This is a genomic window from Streptomyces aurantiacus, assembly GCF_027107535.1.
Lineage (GTDB): Bacteria > Actinomycetota > Actinomycetes > Streptomycetales > Streptomycetaceae > Streptomyces.
Map to the genome: position 1 here is coordinate 20,553 of NZ_CP114283.1, position 18,136 is coordinate 38,688.

Consider the following 18,136-nt stretch of genomic DNA (forward strand, 5'->3'; position numbering starts at 1 on the left):
ATCCGTAAGGATGAGCGGGGCGGTGCGTTGCGTACCAAGTGCGTACAAAGGATGAGGGGACCCCATGGATCAGGCGCCAGGCAGCCCGCAGGAACCGCAGGGTGCCCCGAGCCTGCCCACCTGCTACCGGCACCCGGACCGGGAGACCGGCATCCGCTGCACCCGCTGCGAGCGCCCCATCTGTCCCGAGTGCATGATCAGTGCTTCGGTCGGCTTCCACTGCCCCGAGTGCGTGCGGGACGGGTCCGGCACGGGACACGCGCCGAGTGCCTCCCAGCCCCGCACCCTCGCGGGCGGCACGATCACCGCGGACCCCCGGTTGATCACCAAGATCCTTCTCGGGATCAACCTCGCCGTCTTCATGGTGCAGCTCTCCGTGGGCGACCGCTTCACCGACAGTTTCGACCTGATCGGCAGGGCGTTCGTGCCGCTGCTCGGCAGTGTCGAGGGTGTCGCCGAGGGCCAGTGGTACCGGATGGTCACGGCGATGTTCCTGCACGGAAGCTATATGCACATCGCTTTCAACATGCTCAGCCTGTGGTGGATCGGTGGGCCCCTGGAAGCGGCGCTCGGCCGTGCCCGCTATCTCGCCCTGTACGGGGTCTCCGGCCTCGCGGGCAGCGCACTCACCTATCTGATCGCCGAGCCGAACCAGCCCTCGCTCGGAGCCTCCGGCGCGATCTTCGGTCTCTTCGGGGCGACGGCCATCCTGATGCGGCGGCTCAAGTACGACATGCGCCCGGTCATCGCGCTGTTGGTGATCAACCTGATCTTCACCTTCGGGTGGAGCAACATCGCCTGGGAAGCCCACATCGGCGGCCTCGTCGGCGGTGTCCTCATCGGCTACGCGATGGTGCACGCGCCCCGGGAACGGCGGGCGCTCGTTCAGTACGGCGCCTGCGCGCTGGTCCTGCTCGCGGTCGTGATCATGACCCTTGTCAGGACGGGTCAGCTCACCTGAGCGAGCCGTTCGGTGTCCTGCGAGCCGGCGTGCCCGCGTCACCGGGGACCGGTCCGTTCAGCCCGCCCGCGTCGAGGCCCGGCGGGATCGCCTGTGGCGTCACAGGAAAGTCACACCGAGGCCGCGGAGAGTCAACGGAAGTCCACGTTGTCCACAGACGGTGGCGGATCTTGTGCATGCTGTTGGGGAACAAGTGTGCCCCCTGCCTCTGACCTGGGTTTCCCCAGGCAGGACAGGGGGCGAACACGCTTCCGGATCCCGGTAGGTCAGTCACACCGGCGTCAACACCCGATGGGTTATCCACAGATCTTCTGACCTTTTCCCCACTGTGGAAACCGCTGTGGATAACTCAGCGGACACCTTGGGCCAGGGATTGCCGACGAGGGCTCGCACCGCACTCGTGCAAGCCCTCGACGCCCTGAGCGGGCGCTACTTCCACTGAGTGGAAACGCCGAATCCCGCGGCGATGAAGCCGAAGCCGACCACGATGTTCCAGTTGCCCAGCGAATCGATCGGCAGGGACCCGTCCGTCACGTAGAACACGACGATCCAGGCGAGGCCGATGAGGAACATGGCCAGCATGACCGGGGCGACCCAGGCATTGCTGTTCAGCTTGATGTTGGTCGCCTGCTTCGCCGGGGGCGGCGTGTAGTCGGCCTTCTTGCGGATACGTGACTTCGGCACGAGGGTCTCTCCTGTCGATGCGCTGCGTGGCCGCGCAGGGAACGTGGGCTGACTCCGGGCAGCGTACAAGGGGACTCTTAGCGCTCCCCCGGGCGTCCGTTAGCGTAGTGCTTCCGCGGCGCCGAAGGAGATAAGGGTACGTTGAGCAATTCTGCCGACTCTCCCCAGTCGGGTTCCAGCCCGGACCGTATCCGGCGATTCAAGCCGGTACGGGTGCTGACCGCGGCCGTCTTCGCCCTGGCCGGACTGATCTTCTTCACCAGCTTCGACACCGCCAAGGGCACCAACATCCGCACGGACGCCTCGCTGCTGAAGCTCTCCGATCTCATCCACGAGCGCAGTCACAAGAACGGGCAGCTCGACGAGAGCAACGGATCACTGCGCGACGACGTCGAGGCCCTCGCCGAGCGGGACAACGGCAGCACCGCGGCGGAGGAGGCCAAGCTCGCCGCCCTGGAGAAGAACGCGGGCACCCAGAAGCTCAGGGGCAGGGCCCTCACGGTCACCCTCAACGACGCGCCTCCGAACGCGACGGCCAAGCTGCCCGGCTACCCCGAGCCGCAGCCCGACTATCTGGTCATTCACCAGCAGGACCTGCAAGCCGTGGTCAACGCCCTGTGGCAGGGCGGAGCCAAGGGCATCAAGGTCATGGACCAGCGGCTGATCTCCACCAGTGCCGTCCGCTGTGTCGGCAACACGCTGATCCTCCAGGGCCGCGTGTACTCGCCCCCGTACAAGATCCAGGCGGTCGGTGACCCGGAGAAGCTGCAGAAGGCCCTCTCGGCCTCGCCCGCCATCCAGAACTACATGGTGTACGTCAACGTCTACGGGCTCGGCTGGAAGGTCGAGGAGAACGGGACGGCGACTCTTCCCGGCTACTCGGGCACGGTGGACCTGCACTACGCGAAGCCCGTGGAGTAGCGGAGCGGAACCTGCCATGGTCCGACGGGGCCGGCCACGTCCGTGGAGCGGAAGCCCCAAAGGCCTGTGGAGCGCGAGCCCATGGGGTAGAAGGCTGTGAAGTAGTGGAGCAGCTGCCGCTGGGGGGCCTTGTGCCGGTGCGAGTGGTCGTCAGGACGTTCAGCGAGCTGTGCATCACGGTGGGCACCGTGATCGTGCTCTTCGTGGTCTACGTGCTGTTCTGGACGGGTGTGAAGGCCGACACCGCGATGGACGACCAGATCGCGCAGCTCCAGGACCAGTGGGCGAGGAGCGCCGTGGCCTCCGGGCCCCGGGAAGCGACGGCGACGGAGAACCCTCAGGCGGCTCCCGGGAAACCCGCCGCGTACAAGGACGGCAAGCCCTTCGCCGTCATGTACATTCCGCGGCTCGGTTTCACGTGGAACAAGCCCGTCCTCGAAGGCACGAGAACGAACACCCTCAAGAAGGGCCTGGGCCACTACGCGAGCACCGCGCGTCTCGGCGAGCAGGGCAACTTCGCCGTCGCCGGCCATCGCCGTACGTACGGGGACCCGTTCAAGGACTTCCCCCGGCTGCGTCCGGGAGACGCGGTGGTGCTGACCGACGGCACGACGTGGTTCACCTACCGCATCGACACCAAGCCCTACAAGACGCTGCCTCGTGACACGGCGGTCATCGACCCCGTGCCGAAGAAGTCCGGGTACACGCGAGCGGGCCGATATCTGACGCTGACCACGTGCGAACCGGAATGGGGACACAGCCACCGGCTGATCGTCTGGGCGCACCTTGATGCGACCCAGCCTGTGGAGGCTGGGAAACCGGAGGCTCTCCGCCGTTAGTCTGGTTGGGTACGGCGTGAGTCTGGTGCCGTGGTGCGACGGAAGGGACGGCATGTACGGCTTTATCTGGCGGCATCTGCCGGGGAACACGTGGATCAAGGCGCTGCTTTCCATCGTGCTGGCCCTCGCGACGGTCTACGTGCTCTTCCAGTACGTCTTCCCGTGGGCGGAACCGCTGTTGCCCTTCAACGACGTGACGGTGGACAACCAGTGAGCGCACGGATTCTCGTCGTCGACAACTACGACAGCTTCGTCTACAACCTGGTCCAGTACCTCTACCAGCTCGGCGCCGAGTGCGAGGTGCTGCGCAACGACGAGGTGGCGATGACACACGCGCAGGACGGGTTCGACGGTGTCCTGCTGTCGCCCGGCCCGGGCACTCCCGAGGAGGCCGGGGTCTGCGTGGACATGGTGCGGCACTGCGCGGCGACCGGAGTTCCCGTCTTCGGGGTCTGCCTCGGGATGCAGTCGATGCAGGTGGCCTACGGCGGGGTGGTCGACCGGGCGCCCGAGCTGCTCCACGGCAAGACGTCCCTCGTCGAGCACGAGGGCACGGGCGTGTTCGCCGGGCTGCCGTCCCCCTTCACCGCCACCCGCTACCACTCGCTGGCCGCAGAACCGAAGACCGTGCCGGCCGACCTCCAGGTCACGGCCCGCACGCACGACGGGATCATCATGGGGCTCCGGCACCGTGAACTCCCGGTCGAGGGAGTGCAGTTCCACCCCGAATCCGTGCTGACCGAGCACGGGCACCGCATGCTGGCCAACTGGCTGGTCGAGTGCGGCGACCAGGGAGCCGTCGCCAGGTCGGTGGGGCTCGCCCCGGTGGTGGGCAGGGCCACGGCGTGACCGCCCTGCGCCCCGAGCGCGACAGTGCCGCCCCGTACGGCGAGGACGCCGGGTACGGGGGCGCTGCGGCGTTCGAGGCGACGGGCGCCTTCGAGGGAGCGACCGCCTTCGAAGCGAACCCTGATGCCGGGCCGACCGGTGACGGCCGGACGGGTGGCGCGATGCGGGCCGCCGTCGACGGGCTCGCCGACCCGCTCAGCGACCCCCTCCCGGGCCGACGCCGGCACGCGGCACCGGAGCAGGAGTGGTACGACCCGCAGGCGTACACGCGGGACTGGAGCGTCGGGCAGAGCACCTCGTCGCCCGCGGAGCCGGTGCGCCGCGCGCACGCGGAGCCGGCGCACGGCTATTCCGAACCGCTGCCGCCGTACACCGCTCCCCAGTCGCCCCACGTGCAATCACAGGCTTCGTACGGGCAGCCGCAGCCGTCCTACCCGGACGCCCGGTCGTCGTCGTACGCCGGACCGCAGCCGCCCTACGCGGAACGGCAGACGTCGTTCGCAGAGCCACCGATGTCGTTCACGGAACCGCAGCCGCCGTTCACCGCGTCGCCGCGGCCGTACCAGGAGCCGCGGACGGGCCTTGGGGAGCCCGGGGCGGGTGCTGGGTACCAGGAGGCCCGAACGCCGTACGCAGGGGCGCCAGGGCCGTCAGGAGCCCCGCAGGCGCCGTACGACGCCGCCTACGCCCCGACGGCACCCTTCCCTGGCCCTTCCCGGCGCTCCCAGGCCTCTTCGCCCTCCTCGCCGCTGTACGGCACGACGCCCGCCCCCGACGAGACGGTGGCGCTGCCCGTCGTCGGGGCCGAGTCCATATCCGGCTTCCCGACGCCCTCCGCGCCCGCTGCGGCCCCCGTACGGCCCGCGGACGCGGAGGCTCTCTCAGGCGGCCGTGCGGCCCGGCGCAAGGCCGCCAGGCGTCACGGGAAGCACGGCGGGGCCGGCGGGGCAGGTGGAGTCGGCGAGACCCACGAGGAACAGGCGGACACCGGTGCGCCCCTCTCGCGCGTGGCCGCGCGCCGCGCGGCCAAGGCGCGGAAGCCGGGCGCGGCGGTGATGGCCAGCCGGGCGATCGGCGAGGTGTTCATCACCACCGGTGTACTGATGCTGCTGTTCGTGACCTACCAGCTGTGGTGGACGAACATCAGGGCCAACGCGCAGGCGGGCAGCGAGGCGAGCAGCCTCCAGAACGACTGGGCCAACGGCAAGCGGAACCCGGGCACCTTCGAGCCCGGGCAGGGATTCGCCCTTCTGCGCATCCCGAAGCTGGACGTGGTCGTGCCGATCGCCGAAGGCATCGACAAGAAGCGTGTCCTGGACCGCGGCATGGTCGGCCACTATGCCGAGAAGGGCCTGCAGACCGCGATGCCGGACGCCAAGACGGGCAACTTCGGGCTCGCGGGGCACCGCAACACGCACGGCGAACCGTTCCGGTACGTCAACCGGCTCAAGCCGGGCGACGCGATCGTCGTCGAGACGCAGGACAAGTACTTCGTCTACAAGATGGCGTCCATCCTGCCGGTGACCGCGCCGAGCAACACGGCCGTCCTGGACGCGATCCCCAAGGGATCGACCTTCAAGTCGGCGGGCCGCTACATCACCCTCACCACCTGCACCCCGGAATTCACCAGCAAGTACCGGATGATCGTCTGGGGCACCATGGTCGAGGAACGGCCGCGCAGCGAGGGGAAACCGGACGCACTCGTCGGCTGAGCACGCGTGGGAGTTCCTGGAAGCGCATGACGGGCTTTCCAGGACCGCATCCCACGATTCATGGACATCAGAACTTCTGAGACACCAGACGGGGAAAACGCAGTGGCAGCGACGACCGACCACGAAGAGCACACGGACGCGTCGGCGTCCTCGCCCGCGCCGCGGCGGCGGCGTGGCGGCGGCCGGATCGCGGCGGCCGTCAGCGTCTTCGGCGAGCTCCTGATCACCGCGGGTCTGATCCTCGGGCTGTTCGTCGCCTACTCGCTGTGGTGGACGAACGTGATCGCGGACCGTGAGGCCGACAAGCAGGGCGACAAGGTGCGCGACCACTGGGCCGAGGACCGCGGCCCGGTCGGCCTGGACACCAAGGACGGCATCGGCTTCCTGCACGTCCCGGCGATGGGCAGCGGCGAGGTGCTGGTCAAGAAGGGCACCTCCGCGAAGCTGCTCAACAACGGCATCGCCGGCTACTACACGGACCCCGTCAAGTCCGCCCTTCCGCAGGACAAGAAGGGGAACTTCTCGCTGGCCGCCCACCGCGACGGCCACGGCGCGAAGTTCCACAACATCGACCGGCTCAAGAAGGGCGACGCGATCGTCTTCGAGACCAAGGACGACTGGTACGTCTACAAGGTCTACGCGACCCTTCCGGAGACGTCGAAGTTCAACGTCAAGGTTCTCGCGCCCGTCCCCAAGGAGTCGGGGAAGAAGAAGGCGGGCCGCTACATCACGCTGACGACCTGCACGCCGGTCTACACGTCCCGCTACCGGTACGTGGTCTGGGGCGAGCTGGACCGGGTGGAGAAGGTGAACGACGAGCGGACGCCGCCGGCGGAGCTGCGCTGAACTTACTGGTCCTCTTCCGGAGGGCCAGTCACCTAGCATGGCGGAAGCCCCGAAGCCGCGACTTTCTCTTGCGACTTCGGGGCTTCCGCGCGTGGCAGGTGTCTATCCCAGGACGTCCAGCGACGTACCTGAAGCCCATGCCTCGAGTAGTGCGCGAGGTACGGCGGTGATGCCGCCGTCGCCCGCGATATTCAGAGCGTCGCGCGTGAACGGACATGTGGCGACGTAGAGCGCCACGTCCGCGTTGTGCAGGACCTTGGCCGCGCCGAGGAACTTCTGGATGTCGGGACTGGCGACGGAGACATAGGGTGCGAATCTCTTACACTGCACGACGAGATGCCGCCCGTCGGCGGTACGGCCGGTGATGTCCACGCCCCGGTCTCCGCGGCCGCCTCGTACGACGACTGCGGTACAGCCGTCGAGGCGCAGCAGTTCGGCGACGCGCTCCTCGAACTCAGCCCCGCTCAGGGCGTCGAGGGACGCCATGACACCGGCGAGAGGCCGGTCTCCGTGTGGGCTTGCCAGCCGCTGCAGTCGTGCATTGTGCTGGCGGAGCCGCCGCTCGATGCGCTGGACGCCGGTGCGCAGGGCGATCAGCTCCTGACGCTGCTCGCTGGATGTCTCGATCAGGGAGTTGAACATCGGGACGACGGTTCGGCCGAGGATGTGGGTGATGCGCTGGTCGATTCGGTCGTCGAGGGAGAAGGCATCTCTGTCGACAGGGGTATCCACAGGCCGTGTGCGCGCCTGGTACTCCATGTCGAGGAGATATGTGCGTACCTGACGGGCGATTTCGCTGTCGCGGAGGAGCATGGCGACGTTGAGGACGGCACGGCGGGAGAGGAGCGCAAGGGATGCTGTGCGTGACTGATTCCCACTGAGCTCCTTGAAGGAGCTCAGTTCTGGACCTGTCAAAACCCGGTAGCCGTTGGCTTCCAGTTCTGCTCGGTGGTCGACCACCAGAGAACGGATGGCTTTGATGCCAACCTGGAAGTATGCGGCCGCCATCGCCGTAGTCACATGCATGCCGTCCGGCAGCAGTGACAGTGCCTTGACTTTGTCGAGCACTTCCGTGCGCGACAGCGCGCTGTCGCGCAGGGTCTTGGATTCCAGCAGAGCCGTTTCGTTGATCACGCTCTACCCCTTCCGCTGGTGCAGTGGCCTCTGGGCCAGCGGAAGGCTCTGACTTCCCACCCGTCAGCTCAACGGGTAGGGGCGGTATGAAGGTGTGGTCGGTTCTCGCACGGAGGGTCGAGGCGGGTTTCCGGAAGCCCTGCCCGGCCAAACACGACGGAGCTCTCGTCACCCCTCTGCCCAGGGGTGACGAGAGCTCCGTCGTAGCGCGTAGTACGAGGCGTCAGCCCTCGGTGCGTGGCGCCGTACCGGTGTTGCCTCCGAAGAGGCCGCCGCCGTTGCCGTTGCCGCCGTTGTTCTGCTGTCCGGCGTCGATCGTGCCGAGGTTGACCCTGTCGCCGGCCTTCACCTGCTGGCCCTCCTGCGGGTTGCTGGCGAGCACGATGGCGTTGTCGTCCTGCGAGCCCTGGATGTTGCCGAGCTGCAGCTGGTTCTGTGCCAGAACCTGCTTGGCCTGGGCGAGAGTCATCTGGGTCACCTTCGGCATGGCGAACTTCTCGTCCTCTTCTTCTTCTTCCTTCGCCTTGCCGATCTGGATGGTGACCGTGTCGCCGGGCTCGGCCTGCGAGTTGACCGCGGGCACCGTCGCGATGACCTTGCCGACCTGGTTCTGGTCGTCGGTCTCCACGTCTGTGCAGGTGCCCGTCAGATCGTTCTGCTGCATCTGGGCCTTGGCCTGGTCACAGGACTGGCCGGTGACGTCCGGAACAGTGACCTGCTTCTTCTCCTTGGCGATGGTGAGGGTGATCGTGGAACCCTTCTCCACCTCCTTGCCCGAGATGGGGTCCGTCTTCAGGACGGAGCCCACGGGCTCTTCGGACTCCTTGGACTTCGTCTCGACCTTGAACTCGTAGTTGTCACCCTCGAGCTCGGACGTGGCTTCGTCCACGTCCTCCCCGATCACGTTCGGAACCGCCACCTTCGGCGCCCCCGTCGACACCGTCAGCGTGATCGTGTCGCCCTTGTTGACGTCGGTCTTCGCCGCGGGGTTCTGGTCGCAGACGCTGCCCTTGGGCGTGTTCTCGCACGCCTTCCGGTTGATGGTGAGCTCCAGCTCGCGGTTTTTCGCCCTCTGCTTGGCGTCGGTCTCTGTCGTGTTCACGAAGTTCGGCGCGGGGAAGGAATCGTCACCCGCGCCCCCGTCCCCGCTGAACGCCCACTTGCCGATGAGGATCGCGCCGACCAGCACGAGCACACCGGCGACGACCAGCAGGATCGTCGACGTGTTGCTCTTCTGCTGCTGCTGACGGCGCCGGCCGGCCCGGTCGTCGAAGCCGAAGCCGCCGTCGTCCGGATTCACCGGAGGCATCATCGCGGTGTGCTGGCCGTCCGACGAGCGCAGGGCCGTCGTCGGCTGGTCGTCCGGGTAGCCGCCGTAACCGACCGAGCCCATGGCCGCCGTGGCCGCGACGGGCTGGCCGTCGAGGCAGGCCTCGATGTCCACGCGCATCTCGTCGGCGGACTGGTAGCGGTAGTCCGGGTCCTTGGTGAGCGCCTTCAGGACGATGGCGTCCATCTCGGGCGTGATCTCGGGGTCGAAGACGCTCGGCGGCTGCGGCTCCTCGCGTACGTGCTGGTACGCGACCGCGACCGGGGAGTCCCCGATGAACGGCGGGCGGACCGTGAGGAGCTCGTACAGCAGACAGCCCGCCGAGTACAGGTCGGAGCGGGCATCGACCTGCTCGCCCTTCGCCTGCTCGGGAGAGAGGTACTGCGCCGTCCCTATGACCGCCGAGGTCTGCGTCATCGTCATGCCGGAGTCGCCCATCGCGCGGGCGATACCGAAGTCCATGACCTTGACCTGGCCGTTGCGCGTCAGCATGACGTTGGCCGGCTTGATGTCGCGGTGGACGATACCGGCACGGTGCGAGTACTCCAGGGCCTGGAGGATGCCGATGGTCATCTCCAGGGTGCGCTCGGGCAGCAGCTTGCGCCCGGAGTGCAGCAGCTCGCGCAGCGTGGACCCGTCGACGTACTCCATCACGATGTACGGGATGGAGATGCCCTCGATGTAGTCCTCACCCGTGTCGTACACGGCGACGATCGCGGGATGGTTGAGCGAGGCGGCCGACTGGGCCTCCCGGCGGAACCGGGCCTGGAACGACGGATCGCGCGCGAGGTCGGCCCGCAGCGTCTTCACCGCCACCGTGCGGCCGAGCCGGGTGTCATGGGCGAGATGTACCTCCGCCATGCCACCACGGCCGAGCACGTGGCCCAGCTCGTACCGGCCGCCGAGGCGACGCGGCTCTTCCATAGCTACCTACCAGCCTTTTCCGACGGTCCGGACCACACCACGTGTGGTCCGGCGGTGTGCTGTCCGGGCATACCGTACCCGGCTCGCCTTGACTGACCTGGCCACAACCGTCACCCGATACAGGACCGGTATCGCAACGTGCACCGATGCGAAGGGGACGTGAGCGGGGTCACTTCTTGCTGTCGATGACTGCCTTCATCACGTCCCTTGCGATCGGAGCGGCCAGACCGCCGCCGGAGATGTCGTCACGGTTGGCGCTCTCGTCCTCGACGACCACGGCGACGGCGACCGGAGAGCTGCCGTCGTCGAGCTTCGCGTACGAGATGAACCAGGCGTACGGGTTCTCGCTGTTGTCGACACCACGCTGGGCGGTACCGGTCTTGCCACCGACGGTGACGCCGTCCTCGTTGATCTGGCCCTTGGTGCCGGTGCCCTCCTTGACGACCGTCTCCATCATCGACTGAAGGATCTGGGCGTTCTTCTCGGACAGCGGCTCGCTCATCTGCTCCGGATCGGTCTGCGCGATGACGTCGAGGTTCGGCGCCTGGAGCTTGTCGACCATGTACGGCTTCATGAGCTTGCCGTCGTTGGCGATGGCCGCGGACACCATGGCCATCTGCAGCGGAGTCGTGGCGGTCTCGAACTGGCCGATCGAGCTGAGCGCGGTCTGCGGCCGGTCCATCTTCTCGGGGAAGACGGAGGCGCTGGAACGGATCGGCACGAACTGCTCGGAGTTGAAGCCGAACTTCTTGGCCTCCTCCAGCATGTCCTCCTTGCCGACGTCGACGCCCAGCTTGCCGAAGACGGTGTTGCAGGACACCCGCAGCGCCTCGCGCAGCGTCGCGTTCTTGCAGGGGATGTTCCCCTCGTTCTTCAGCTCGGTGGTGGTGTCCGGCAGGGTGTACGGCAGCGGCGAGTCGGTCTTCTCGTCGGCGTCGTCGTAGACGCCGTTCTCCAGCGCCGCGGCGGCGGTGACCACCTTGAAGGTGGATCCGGGCGGGTAGATCTCGCGCAGCGCCCGGTTGAGCATCGGGTTGTCGGGGTTGTTCTTCTTCTGGAGCTTCTCCCAGGCACTGCCGTCGACCTTGGTGGAGTTCCCGGCGAACGACGACGGGTCGTACGAGGGGGTGGAGGCCAGTGCCAGGATCGCCCCGGTCTCCGGGTCGATCGCGGCGACGGCACCCTTGCCCTGCTTCAACAGACCCTTGTACGCGGCCTTCTGCGCGGCGGCGTTGAGCGTGGTGACGACATTGCCGCCCTCCTGCTTCTCGCCGGTGATCATGTCGAGGGTGCGGCGGAAGAAGAGCCGGTCGTCGTTGCCGGTGAGGATGCCGTCCTCGATGCTCTCCAGCTGCGTGGCACCGAAGGCCTGCGAGGCGTAGCCCGTGACGGGGGCCCACATCGCGCCGTCCTTGTAGGTGCGCTTGTACTCGAAGTCGTTGAAGTCGTCGCCACTCGTCTTGGTGGACCCGGTGATCGGGTTGCCGTCGACGATGATGTCGCCGCGCGGGGTGGCGTAGCGGGCGATGGCGACGCGGCGGTTCTTGGGGTCCTTCTTCAGCGTGTCCGCCTGGACGTACTGGATCCAGTTGTCGCGGATGAGCAGGGCGAGGACGAGGAGGCCGCAGAAGATCGCGATCCGGCGCAGGGGCTTGTTCACGGTCGGACCACCTGGGTCATCTCGGCGTCGGGGTTGGGTGCGGGGGCCGGCGCGGGGCGCCGGGCGGTGTCGCTGATCCGGATCAGGATGCCGATGAGCGCCCAGTTGGCGATGACGGAGGAACCTCCGTACGCCAGGAACGGCATCGTCATACCGGTCAGCGGGATCAGGCCCATGACGCCGCCGGCGACGACGAAGACCTGGAGGGCGAAGGCGCCGGACAGACCGATCGCGAGCAGCTTGCCGAACGGGTCGCGGGCGGCGAGGGCGGTGCGTACGCCGCGCTCCACGATCAGGCCGTACATCAGCAGGATCGCCATGACGCCGGCCAGGCCCAGCTCCTCGCCGAAGGTGGCGAGGATGAAGTCGGAGTTGGCGGCGAAGCCGATGAGGTCGGAGTTGCCCTGGCCCAGTCCGGTGCCGAGGGTGCCGCCGGAGCCGAAGGCCCACAGGGCCTGCATGGACTGCTCGGTGTGACCGGCCACGCCCTCCTGGCTGAGGGTGTACTCGCGCATGGGGTCGAGCCAGGCCTGGACACGCTGCTGGACGTGCGTCTCGAAGGAGGCGACGCCGACGGCGCCGACCGCGGACATCAGCAGACCGAAGACGATCCAGCTGGTCCGTTCGGTGGCGACGTACAGCATGATCACGAACATGCCGAAGAAGAGCAGCGACGTACCGAGGTCGGTCTCGAAGACCAGGATCAGGATCGAGATGACCCAGACGACGATGATCGGGCCGAGGTCGCGTCCGCGTGGCAGGTAGATGCCCATGAAACGGCGGCTGGCGAGGGCCAGTGCGTCGCGTTTCACCATGAGGTAGCCCGCGAAGAAGACCGCGAGGACGATCTTCGCGAACTCACCGGGCTGGATGGTGCCGAGGCCGGGGATCTTGATCCAGATCCTCGCGCCGAAGACGTTCTGGCCGAGTCCCGGGACCAGCGGCAGGAGCAGCAGGACGAGCGCGCCCACCATGGAGATGTACGTGTAGCGCTGCAGGACGCGGTGGTCCTTGAGGAAGACCAGTACGGCGACGAAGAGGGCCACACCCAGCGCGGAGTAGAGCAGCTGCCGAGGGGCCGCCTCGACGAACGTACTGCGCGCCTGCAGTCGCTGCGACTGGTCCAGGCGCCAGATGACGACCAGTCCGATGCCGTTGAGCAGCGTCGCCAGAGGCAGCAGCAGCGGGTCCGCGTACGGCGCGAACTTCCGTACGACGAGGTGGCCGACGCCCGCGAGCAGGCCGAGACCGAGGCCGTAGCTCAGCAGTCCCGGAGGCACCGAGCCATTGATGGCCAGACCGACGTTGGCATAGGCGAACACCGGGATGACCACGGCGAACACCAGCAGCGCGAGCTCGGTGTTACGTCTGCTCGGCGTGCCGATCGAGCCGATCGTGGACGTCTGGTGCGTCGACGGGTTGGTAGAACTGCTCATGGCGTGACAGGGCCCCTCACGGCTGCTTACTGCTTACCGCACAGCGAGACCAGCTTCTGCTCTTCGTCGGAGAGGCTGGGGCCGGGTGTGGGAGTGGGTGCGGTCGTGGACTTGGAAGGGTCGGGTGACGGCGACTGCTGCCCCGAGGAGGGTGCCGTCGGCGTCGGTGTGGCCTTGGACGCGGCGGAGGTACGTGTGGTTCCCGTGACACCGCCGGCCTCGCCCTCGCCGGTCTTCGCGTTCTGCTCGCTCTCGGCCTTGCGGCGTTCGGAGTTTTTCTTACAGGCGGACGCCTGGGTGGCCAGTTCCTCGATCTTCGACCGGGCGTCGCTCAGCCCGCCCTCCGCGATCGTGGCCTTGACCTGCTTCTGCTGGTACGGCGGCAGGTACTTGAGTTCGATCTCGGGGTGGTCCTTCTCCACCTTCGAGAGCGAGACCCAGGCAAGGTCCTGGCTGATGCCCTGGTAGAGCGCGACGTGCTCGTCGTTGGCGCCGACGTAGTACTGCGTCTGGGTCCAGCGGTATCCGCCGTACAGACCGCCGCCGATGACGCCGAGCGCGAGCACGATGTAGAGAGATCTCTTCAGCCACTTCCGCCCGGAGCTCGGCTTGACGAAGTCGTCGTCGGAGTAGCCGCCGAACCCCGCCGTGGATACGTAACCGGTGGTGTCGCCGCTGCCGGGCGGGCCGAACTCACCGCCGCCACCCTGTCCGGGCACCTGCCGGCCGAGGCTGGAGGCGCGGCCGGCGGGCGTCTGCATGGCGCCGTTGTCGTGCAGCTGGTGCTGGTTCTCGGCGACCGCGCCCACGACGACCGGGGTGTCGGAGAGCTGCGCGGCGAGGGTGTCCCCGCCGTCGATGTCGAGGACGTCGGCCACGATGACGGTGATGTTGTCGGGGCCGCCGCCGCGCAGCGCGAGCTCGATGAGCTGCTGCACGGTCTCCTGGGGGCCCTGATAGCTGGCGAGGGTGTCCTCCATCGTCTGGTGGGAGACGACCCCCGACAGCCCGTCGGAGCAGATCAGGTACCGGTCGCCGGCGCGGACCTCACGGATGGAGAGATCGGGCTCGACGTGGTCGCCGCTTCCCAGCGCGCGCATGAGGAGGGACCGCTGCGGGTGGGTGGTCGCCTCCTCCTCGGTGATGCGTCCCTCGTCGACGAGGCGCTGGACCCACGTGTGGTCCTGCGTGATCTGCGTCAGCACGCCGTCCCGCAGGAGGTAGGCGCGGGAGTCACCGACGTGCACGAGGCCGAGCCGCTGACCGGTCCACAGGAGCGCGGTGAGGGTCGTCCCCATGCCCTCGAGCTGGGGGTCCTCCTCGACCATCATCCTGAGCTGGTCGTTGGCGCGCTGAACGGCCGTGCCGAGCGAGGTGAGGATGTCGGAGCCGGGCACGTCGTCGTCGAGCGCGACGATGGTGGAGATCACCTCGGAGGAGGCGACCTCACCGGCGGCCTGGCCGCCCATCCCGTCGGCGATCGCGAGCAGGCGGGGACCGGCGTAACCGGAGTCCTCGTTGCCCTCGCGGATCATGCCTTTGTGCGATCCGGCGGCGAAGCGCAGTGACAGACTCATGCGCACCTCGCCCGTCGGCTCCGGGTACATCCGCACGGTGCCCACCCTCCGGTCGGGAGCGTGCCGGGGTCCGTCGTGTGGACCGCCGCTGCTCGCTCGCTCCGCTCGCGCTCATTCATGACGTGGTACTACTTCCGCAGCTCGATGACGGTCTTGCCGATGCGGATCGGCGCGCCCAGCGGAACCGGCAGAGGAGTCGTCAGTCGGGTCCGGTCGAGATACGTGCCGTTGGTGGACCCGAGATCCTCGACGATCCACTGGCCGTCACGGTCCGGGTAGATCCTGGCATGCCTGCTGGAGGCGTAGTCGTCGTCCAGCACGATGGTGCTGTCGTGTGCGCGGCCCAGCGTGATGGTCTGCCCCTGCAGGGCGACCGTCGTGCCCGTGAGGGTGCCCTCGGAGACGACCAGCTTGGTGGGAGCGCCACGGCGCTGGCGGCCGCCGCCGCTGGGCGCCGCCTGCTGGCGCTGCGGTGGTGGCGCGGTTTGGCGCGCGGTCTGCTGCGGCCTCTGGGCTTCCCGTCGCGACCCGCGCTGTGTGACGCGCGTTCCGAACAGGTCGCTGCGGATGACCTGCACGGCCACGATCACGAACAGCCACAGTACGGCCAGGAAACCCAGCCGCATGACCGTGAGGGTCAGCTCTGACATTGCCCCCGCTTCACCCTTCGGCTTGCCGGTAAATGATGGTGGTGCTGCCCACGACGATCCGCGAGCCGTCGCGGAGCGTAGCGCGGGTGGTGTGCTGCCCGTCCACCACGATGCCGTTGGTGGACCCGAGATCCTGGACGGTCGAGGGCGTTCCGGTCCGGATCTCACAGTGCCGACGTGAGACGCCGGGGTCGTCGATCCGCACGTCGGCTTCGGTGCTGCGGCCCAGCACGAGCGTCGGGCGGGAGATCTGATGGCGGGTGCCGTTGACCTCGATCCAGTGCCGCGTGCGGCCACCCGGCTGCGGGGCCGCGGCGGGCCGCTGGCCCGCGGGTGCTGCGGCCGGACGGCCGCCGGGCGGCGGCGCGGCAGGCATGGGAGGAGCGGCCGCGGGCGGATAGCCGTAGCCACCGGCCTGGCCGCGGGCGGCCGCCGGGGGCGGGCCCGCGGGGGCGCGCTCGGGAGCGGCCTGCTGGTTCGCGGAGGAGGCGAGCGTACGACTGCGTACCCGGTACAGGCCGGTGTCGAGGTCGTCCGCCTTCTCCAGGTGGACCTTGATGGTGCCCATGAAGGTGTAGCGCTGCTGCTTGGCGTAGTCGCGCACCATGCCGGCCAGCTCGTCGCCGAGCTGGCCCGAGTAGGGGCTGAGACGCTCGAAGTCCGGCGTGCTCAGCTCCACGATGAAGTCGTTGGGGACCACGGTCCGGTCGCGGTTCCAGATGGTGGCGTTGTTGTCGCACTCGCGCTGAAGCGCTCCCGCGATCTCCACGGGCTGGACCTCGGACTTGAACACCTTGGCGAAGGTGCCGTTGACCAGACCTTCGAGACGTTGCTCGAACTTCTTCAGGACTCCCATGGGGCACCTCCTCCGTCGTCGTTGCCCTGGTACTGCTTACTGATCGTATCCACGCGCCGGGAAATCGGCTGGTTCCCCCTGTCGGACCGGTCGACAGAAGTCGACGTCCACTGAAGTCCCCTCCCGAAGTTCCCGCCCGAGCTCCTCTTCGAACTCTCCCGCGGTACTCCGTATGGGAAGGATCGTAGAGGCGGCCTCACCACAGTGTCCCGCACCCGACTGTGGGTCCCGGCCCTCTCCAGGGCAGATGGCCGGGACCGGTACGAGGTTGATACGTGAACCGGTTCCGGTTGGTACGTGGAGGGTGGGAGCGGTGGGATCCGGGGCGCCACAGGAGGTGCTCCCGCAGGTGATGGTGGGGTGACACGGGGGCCGGTTGCCTTGCCGCTGCCCTCCCGCTGCCCGCGGAAACGGATGTGAATCCACCCCATCCAGCGTGCTAATCTTCTGGATGTCGGAAGGCGCTCACCCCCCTTGTGAGAGACGGACGACACACCCAATGCGCGGGTGGCGGAATAGGCAGACGCGCTGGATTCAGGTTCCAGTGCCCGAAAGGGCGTGGGGGTTCAACTCCCCCCTCGCGCACCAGCAGAAGACGGGTCTCCGTCAGGACGAAAGTTCTGACGGGGGCCCGTTTCTCGTTGTGGGACGGGGTTGGGTTGCGGTCGTCCGTTCACAGAGCTGGGCCCGTGACGGTGAGGTATCTCACGGTCGGGTCCTGCCTTTTCGGTACGGAGGGCGTCGCTGGTCCTGTGTTCGTGACTCGGAGCAGCACCTGGGATGCTGCCGGTCCGGAGTACGTGAGGGGAGTGGGGCTTCGTGAAGGTGATCCTCTTCGGGGCGACCGGGATGGTCGGCCGCGGGGTTCTGCGGGAGTGCCTTCGGGACGCGGCGGTCGAGAGCGTGCTGGTGGTCGGCCGTACGGCGCTGGGGGTCTCGCATCCGAAGCTGCGGGAGGTCGTTCGGCCCGATCTCATGGACCTCGGCGGGCTGGAGGAGCGACTCTCCGGGTACGACGCCTGCTTCTTCTGCCTCGGTGTCTCGTCGGCAGGCATGAAGGAGGCCGCGTACCGCACCGTCACGTACGACCTCACGCTCGCGGTGGCGCGCCCCCTGGCCTCGTGGAATCCGGGGCTGACCTTCTGTTACGTGTCCGGGCAGGGGACCGACAGCTCCGCGCGCGGGCGGGTCATGTGGGCGCGGGTCAAGGGGGAGACGGAGAACGCGCTGCTCGCGCTGGACGGTGTGGAGGCGTACATGTTCCGGCCGGGGCTCGTCCAGCCGCTCGACGGGATCACGTCCAAGACGCGGGTGTACCGCGTCTTCTACGCGTTGACCGGGAGGCTGCTGCCCGTCCTGCGGAGGCTGGCGCCCCGCTGGATCACCACGACGGAACACATGGGCCTGGCGATGATCGCGGTGGCCCGGGACGGGGCGGAGGACCGGGTGCTGGAGCCCGAGGGGATCAACAGGCTCGCGGGGGCGTGAGGCGGATTCCGCCCGTCTGCGGGGCCCGGCGAGGTGTCCGGATCCCCGGGGCGGGCGGTACGGCCGGGGCGCGCGCCCTACTCACTGTGGTGGCGGTCCGTGGATCCGGTCGTCACCGCGGGCAGGTGGCGCACTTCCGCGTCGGGCGGTTCTGTCGGCCTGTGAGCCGATCTGCTCGGTGCGTGTCCTCCCCCTGGCGGCCGGGAGGGGATCCGGGTCCGGCTGCCGCTTCTGAGCTGTGTGTTTTCCACAGCCGCGGAGTTGTCCAC

Annotated in this window: 16 protein-coding genes and 1 tRNA gene; 9 read left to right on the plus strand and 8 right to left on the minus strand. The window is 68.0% G+C overall.

Features of this window, described 5'->3' with window-relative positions; genetic code table 11:
• The first annotated feature begins 64 nt into the window (after nucleotides 1–64).
• On the plus strand, nucleotides 65–961 hold the full coding sequence (locus O1Q96_RS01805; RefSeq protein ID WP_269246530.1) for a rhomboid family intramembrane serine protease: 897 nt from the start codon (nucleotides 65–67) through the stop codon (nucleotides 959–961).
• A gap of 429 nt (nucleotides 962–1,390) precedes the next feature.
• On the opposite strand, the gene crgA is transcribed toward O1Q96_RS01805, so the two are convergent.
• The gene (gene crgA, locus O1Q96_RS01810) at nucleotides 1,391–1,645 is read right to left on the minus strand and encodes a cell division protein CrgA (RefSeq protein WP_269246531.1); all 255 of its coding nucleotides are present in this window, start codon (nucleotides 1,643–1,645) and stop codon (nucleotides 1,391–1,393) included.
• A 141-nt stretch (nucleotides 1,646–1,786) separates the two neighbouring features.
• On the opposite strand from crgA, the gene O1Q96_RS01815 reads away from it, so the two are divergent.
• The 6 genes from O1Q96_RS01815 (at nucleotide 1,787) to O1Q96_RS01840 (ending at nucleotide 6,812) form a co-directional block, all read left to right on the plus strand.
• Nucleotides 1,787–2,566 carry a DUF881 domain-containing protein gene (locus tag O1Q96_RS01815; RefSeq protein WP_269246532.1) on the plus strand — a complete coding sequence of 260 codons (780 nt, stop codon included), beginning with the start codon at nucleotides 1,787–1,789 and terminating at the stop codon, nucleotides 2,564–2,566.
• 137 nt (nucleotides 2,567–2,703) lie between these two features.
• A complete protein-coding gene (locus tag O1Q96_RS01820; RefSeq protein ID WP_269253427.1) occupies nucleotides 2,704–3,405 on the plus strand; it encodes a class E sortase in 702 nt (233 codons plus the stop codon).
• A gap of 52 nt (nucleotides 3,406–3,457) precedes the next feature.
• Complete coding sequence (locus tag O1Q96_RS01825) at nucleotides 3,458–3,619, plus strand: hypothetical protein (RefSeq protein WP_217454282.1); 162 nt, start codon at nucleotides 3,458–3,460, stop codon at nucleotides 3,617–3,619.
• A complete protein-coding gene (locus tag O1Q96_RS01830; protein ID WP_269246533.1) occupies nucleotides 3,616–4,254 on the plus strand; it encodes an aminodeoxychorismate/anthranilate synthase component II in 639 nt (212 codons plus the stop codon). The genes O1Q96_RS01825 and O1Q96_RS01830 overlap by 4 nt, the downstream gene beginning before the upstream one ends.
• Nucleotides 4,255–4,766: 512 nt before the next feature.
• The gene (locus tag O1Q96_RS01835; RefSeq protein WP_269253428.1) at nucleotides 4,767–5,966 is read left to right on the plus strand and encodes a class E sortase; all 1,200 of its coding nucleotides are present in this window, start codon (nucleotides 4,767–4,769) and stop codon (nucleotides 5,964–5,966) included.
• 102 nt (nucleotides 5,967–6,068) lie between these two features.
• A complete protein-coding gene (locus O1Q96_RS01840) occupies nucleotides 6,069–6,812 on the plus strand; it encodes a class E sortase (RefSeq protein ID WP_269246534.1) in 744 nt (247 codons plus the stop codon).
• Nucleotides 6,813–6,914: 102 nt separating this feature from the next.
• On the opposite strand, the gene O1Q96_RS01845 is transcribed toward O1Q96_RS01840, so the two are convergent.
• The 7 genes from O1Q96_RS01845 to O1Q96_RS01875 all read right to left on the minus strand — a co-directional run bounded on the left by O1Q96_RS01845 (nucleotide 6,915) and on the right by O1Q96_RS01875 (nucleotide 16,379).
• Nucleotides 6,915–7,946 (minus strand): restriction endonuclease, encoded by a 1,032-nt coding sequence (locus O1Q96_RS01845; protein WP_269246535.1) that lies wholly within the window; start codon nucleotides 7,944–7,946, stop codon nucleotides 6,915–6,917.
• A gap of 223 nt (nucleotides 7,947–8,169) precedes the next feature.
• Nucleotides 8,170–10,200 carry a Stk1 family PASTA domain-containing Ser/Thr kinase gene (gene pknB / locus O1Q96_RS01850; protein WP_269246536.1) on the minus strand — a complete coding sequence of 677 codons (2,031 nt, stop codon included), beginning with the start codon at nucleotides 10,198–10,200 and terminating at the stop codon, nucleotides 8,170–8,172.
• A gap of 169 nt (nucleotides 10,201–10,369) precedes the next feature.
• On the minus strand, nucleotides 10,370–11,860 hold the full coding sequence (locus O1Q96_RS01855) for a peptidoglycan D,D-transpeptidase FtsI family protein (protein ID WP_269246537.1): 1,491 nt from the start codon (nucleotides 11,858–11,860) through the stop codon (nucleotides 10,370–10,372).
• The gene (locus tag O1Q96_RS01860; protein ID WP_269246538.1) at nucleotides 11,857–13,296 is read right to left on the minus strand and encodes an FtsW/RodA/SpoVE family cell cycle protein; all 1,440 of its coding nucleotides are present in this window, start codon (nucleotides 13,294–13,296) and stop codon (nucleotides 11,857–11,859) included. The genes O1Q96_RS01855 and O1Q96_RS01860 overlap by 4 nt, the downstream gene beginning before the upstream one ends.
• A 26-nt stretch (nucleotides 13,297–13,322) precedes the next feature.
• Nucleotides 13,323–14,903: a Stp1/IreP family PP2C-type Ser/Thr phosphatase gene (locus tag O1Q96_RS01865; protein WP_269253429.1), complete on the minus strand. Its 1,581-nt coding sequence runs from the start codon at nucleotides 14,901–14,903 to the stop codon at nucleotides 13,323–13,325.
• 98 nt (nucleotides 14,904–15,001) lie between these two features.
• Complete coding sequence (locus O1Q96_RS01870) at nucleotides 15,002–15,523, minus strand: FHA domain-containing protein FhaB/FipA (protein ID WP_269246539.1); 522 nt, start codon at nucleotides 15,521–15,523, stop codon at nucleotides 15,002–15,004.
• Nucleotides 15,524–15,533: 10 nt separating this feature from the next.
• Entirely contained in the window at nucleotides 15,534–16,379 is an 846-nt protein-coding gene (locus tag O1Q96_RS01875) for an FHA domain-containing protein (protein WP_269246540.1), read from the minus strand.
• Nucleotides 16,380–16,880: 501 nt separating this feature from the next.
• Here O1Q96_RS01875 and O1Q96_RS01880 point away from each other — a divergent pair.
• Nucleotides 16,881–16,967 (plus strand) — tRNA-Leu (locus tag O1Q96_RS01880).
• A 231-nt stretch (nucleotides 16,968–17,198) separates the two neighbouring features.
• Nucleotides 17,199–17,867 (plus strand): Rossmann-fold NAD(P)-binding domain-containing protein, encoded by a 669-nt coding sequence (locus O1Q96_RS01885; RefSeq protein WP_269246541.1) that lies wholly within the window; start codon nucleotides 17,199–17,201, stop codon nucleotides 17,865–17,867.
• The last annotated feature ends 269 nt before the right edge of the window (nucleotides 17,868–18,136 follow it).

What these genes read in the sequence shown, in the direction of transcription:
- O1Q96_RS01805 (WP_269246530.1), top strand. Translation starts at nt 65, where the DNA reads ATGGATCAGGCGCCAGGCAGCCCGCAGGAACCGCAGGGTGCCCCGAGC.
- O1Q96_RS01825 (WP_217454282.1), top strand. Translation starts at nt 3,458, where the DNA reads ATGTACGGCTTTATCTGGCGGCATCTGCCGGGGAACACGTGGATCAAG.
- O1Q96_RS01835 (WP_269253428.1), top strand. Translation starts at nt 4,767, where the DNA reads ATGTCGTTCACGGAACCGCAGCCGCCGTTCACCGCGTCGCCGCGGCCG.
- pknB (WP_269246536.1), bottom strand. Translation starts at nt 10,200, where the DNA reads ATGGAAGAGCCGCGTCGCCTCGGCGGCCGGTACGAGCTGGGCCACGTG.
- O1Q96_RS01860 (WP_269246538.1), bottom strand. Translation starts at nt 13,296, where the DNA reads ATGAGCAGTTCTACCAACCCGTCGACGCACCAGACGTCCACGATCGGC.
- O1Q96_RS01865 (WP_269253429.1), bottom strand. Translation starts at nt 14,903, where the DNA reads ATGTACCCGGAGCCGACGGGCGAGGTGCGCATGAGTCTGTCACTGCGC.
- O1Q96_RS01870 (WP_269246539.1), bottom strand. Translation starts at nt 15,523, where the DNA reads ATGTCAGAGCTGACCCTCACGGTCATGCGGCTGGGTTTCCTGGCCGTA.
- O1Q96_RS01875 (WP_269246540.1), bottom strand. Translation starts at nt 16,379, where the DNA reads ATGGGAGTCCTGAAGAAGTTCGAGCAACGTCTCGAAGGTCTGGTCAAC.